Annotated in this window: 2 rRNA genes; both read left to right on the forward strand. The window is 50.5% G+C overall.

The features are described from left to right. Positions 1-22 precede the first annotated feature (22 nt). A 23S ribosomal RNA gene (locus IX95_RS24790) occupies positions 23-2911 on the forward strand. 92 nt (positions 2912-3003) lie between these two features. Then, positions 3004-3119, forward strand: a 5S ribosomal RNA gene (gene rrf, locus IX95_RS24795). The last annotated feature ends 87 nt before the right edge of the window (positions 3120-3206 follow it).

Consider the following 3206-nt stretch of genomic DNA (forward strand, 5'->3'; position numbering starts at 1 on the left):
AGAAGACCCTTTGGGGTTGTATGGTTAAGTGACTAAGCGTACACGGTGGATGCCTTGGCAGTCAGAGGCGATGAAGGACGTATTAACTTGCGATAAGCCCAGATTAGACAGTAAAAGTCATTTGAGTCTGGGATTTCCGAATGGGGAAACCCACCTGCATAAGCAGGTATCATTATCTGAATACATAGGGTAATGAGGCGAACCGGGGGAACTGAAACATCTAAGTACCCCGAGGAAAAGAAATCAACCGAGATTCCGAAAGTAGCGGCGAGCGAAATTGGATTAGCCCTTAAGCCTTTAATGCGTCAGGTGAAAGTTCTGGAAAGTTCTGCGATACAGGGTGATAGCCCCGTAACCGACAGCGCGTTTTAGGTGAAATCGAGTAGGGCGGGACACGTGATATCCTGTCTGAATATGGGGGGACCATCCTCCAAGGCTAAATACTACTGACTGACCGATAGTGAACCAGTACCGTGAGGGAAAGGCGAAAAGAACCCCTGTGAGGGGAGTGAAATAGAACCTGAAACCGTGTACGTACAAGCAGTAGGAGCACCTTCGTGGTGTGACTGCGTACCTTTTGTATAATGGGTCAGCGACTTATATTCAGTAGCAAGGTTAACCATCTAGGGGAGCCGTAGAGAAATCGAGTCTTAACTGGGCGTCGAGTTGCTGGATATAGACCCGAAACCAGGTGATCTAGCCATGGGCAGGTTGAAGGTTGAGTAACATCAACTGGAGGACCGAACCGACTAATGTTGAAAAATTAGCGGATGACTTGTGGCTAGGGGTGAAAGGCCAATCAAACCTGGAGATAGCTGGTTCTCCCCGAAATCTATTTAGGTAGAGCCTCGGACGAATACTACTGGGGGTAGAGCACTGTTAAGGCTAGGGGGTCATCCCGACTTACCAACCCTTTGCAAACTCCGAATACCAGTAAGTACTATCCGGGAGACACACGGCGGGTGCTAACGTCCGTCGTGGAGAGGGAAACAACCCAGACCGCCAGCTAAGGTCCCAAATTACAGCTAAGTGGGAAACGATGTGGGAAGGCTTAGACAGCTAGGATGTTGGCTTAGAAGCAGCCATCATTTAAAGAAAGCGTAATAGCTCACTAGTCGAGTCGGCCTGCGCGGAAGATGTAACGGGGCTAAGCTGTAAACCGAAGCTGCGGCAATGCATTTTATGTATTGGGTAGGGGAGCGTTCTGTAAGCCGTTGAAGGTGTGTTGTAAAGCATGCTGGAGGTATCAGAAGTGCGAATGCTGACATGAGTAACGATAAAGGGGGTGAAAAACCTCCTCGCCGGAAGACCAAGGGTTCCTGTCCAACGTTAATCGGGGCAGGGTAAGTCGACCCCTAAGGCGAGGCCGAAAGGCGTAGTCGATGGGAAACGGGTTAATATTCCCGTACTTCTTACAATTGCGATGGGGGGACGGAGAAGGCTAGGTGGGCCTGGCGACGGTTGTCCAGGTTCAAGTGCGTAGGCTTGAGAGTTAGGTAAATCCGGCTCTCTCTAAGGCTGAGACACGACGTCGAGCACCTACGGGTGTGAAGTCATTGATGCCATGCTTCCAGGAAAAGCCTCTAAGCTTCAGATTGTAAGGAATCGTACCCCAAACCGACACAGGTGGTCGGGTAGAGAATACCAAGGCGCTTGAGAGAACTCGGGTGAAGGAACTAGGCAAAATGGTACCGTAACTTCGGGAGAAGGTACGCTCCTGTCGGTGAAGTCCCTTGCGGATGGAGCTAACGGGAGTCGCAGATACCAGGTGGCTGCAACTGTTTATTAAAAACACAGCACTGTGCAAAATCGTAAGATGACGTATACGGTGTGACGCCTGCCCGGTGCCGGAAGGTTAATTGATGGGGTTAGACGTAAGTCGAAGCTCTTGATCGAAGCCCCGGTAAACGGCGGCCGTAACTATAACGGTCCTAAGGTAGCGAAATTCCTTGTCGGGTAAGTTCCGACCTGCACGAATGGCGTAATGATGGCCACGCTGTCTCCACCCGAGACTCAGTGAAATTGAAATCGCTGTGAAGATGCAGTGTACCCGCGGCTAGACGGAAAGACCCCGTGAACCTTTACTACAGCTTGGCACTGAACATTGACCCTACATGTGTAGGATAGGTGGGAGGCTTTGAAACCGGTACGCCAGTATCGGTGGAGCCGTCCTTGAAATACCACCCTTGTAGTGTTGATGTTCTAACTTAGACCCGTTATCCGGGTTGAGGACAGTGCCTGGTGGGTAGTTTGACTGGGGCGGTCTCCTCCCAAAGAGTAACGGAGGAGCACGAAGGTGGGCTAATCACGGTTGGACATCGTGAGGTTAGTGCAATGGCATAAGCCCGCTTGACTGCGAGAATGACAATTCGAGCAGGTGCGAAAGCAGGTCATAGTGATCCGGTGGTTCTGTATGGAAGGGCCATCGCTCAACGGATAAAAGGTACTCCGGGGATAACAGGCTGATACCGCCCAAGAGTTCATATCGACGGCGGTGTTTGGCACCTCGATGTCGGCTCATCACATCCTGGGGCTGAAGTCGGTCCCAAGGGTATGGCTGTTCGCCATTTAAAGTGGTACGCGAGCTGGGTTTAGAACGTCGTGAGACAGTTCGGTCCCTATCTGCCGTGGGCGTTGGAAGATTGAAGGGGGCTGCTCCTAGTACGAGAGGACCGGAGTGGACGAACCTCTGGTGTTCGGGTTGTCATGCCAATGGCATTGCCCGGTAGCTAAGTTCGGAATCGATAACCGCTGAAAGCATCTAAGCGGGAAGCGAGCCCTGAGATGAGTCTTCCCTGACTCCTTGAGAGTCCTAAAGGGTTGTTCGAGACTAGAACGTTGATAGGCAGGGTGTGTAAGCGTTGTGAGGCGTTGAGCTAACCTGTACTAATTGCCCGTGAGGCTTAACCATACAACACCCAAAGGGTTTTGATGGACTCAAAGCAAGAACTTTGAATGTGTAAATACAGAACTTAAAAACAGCTTTCCGAATTAAAGAATTTGCTTGGCGACCATAGCGTTGTGGACCCACCTGATTCCATGCCGAACTCAGAAGTGAAACGCAATAGCGCCGATGGTAGTGTGGGGCTTCCCCATGTGAGAGTAGGACATCGCCAGGCTTTAATTTCGACTTTGTCTATATGTTAGACAAGTCACCATAAGATTCTAAAAAAGTTTAGAGTTTTATGTTGACTTCAACAGTCAGT

Origin of the sequence: Vibrio sp. B183 (assembly GCF_000740665.1) — a bacterium.
In the GTDB taxonomy this organism is placed as follows: domain Bacteria; phylum Pseudomonadota; class Gammaproteobacteria; order Enterobacterales; family Vibrionaceae; genus Vibrio; species Vibrio coralliilyticus.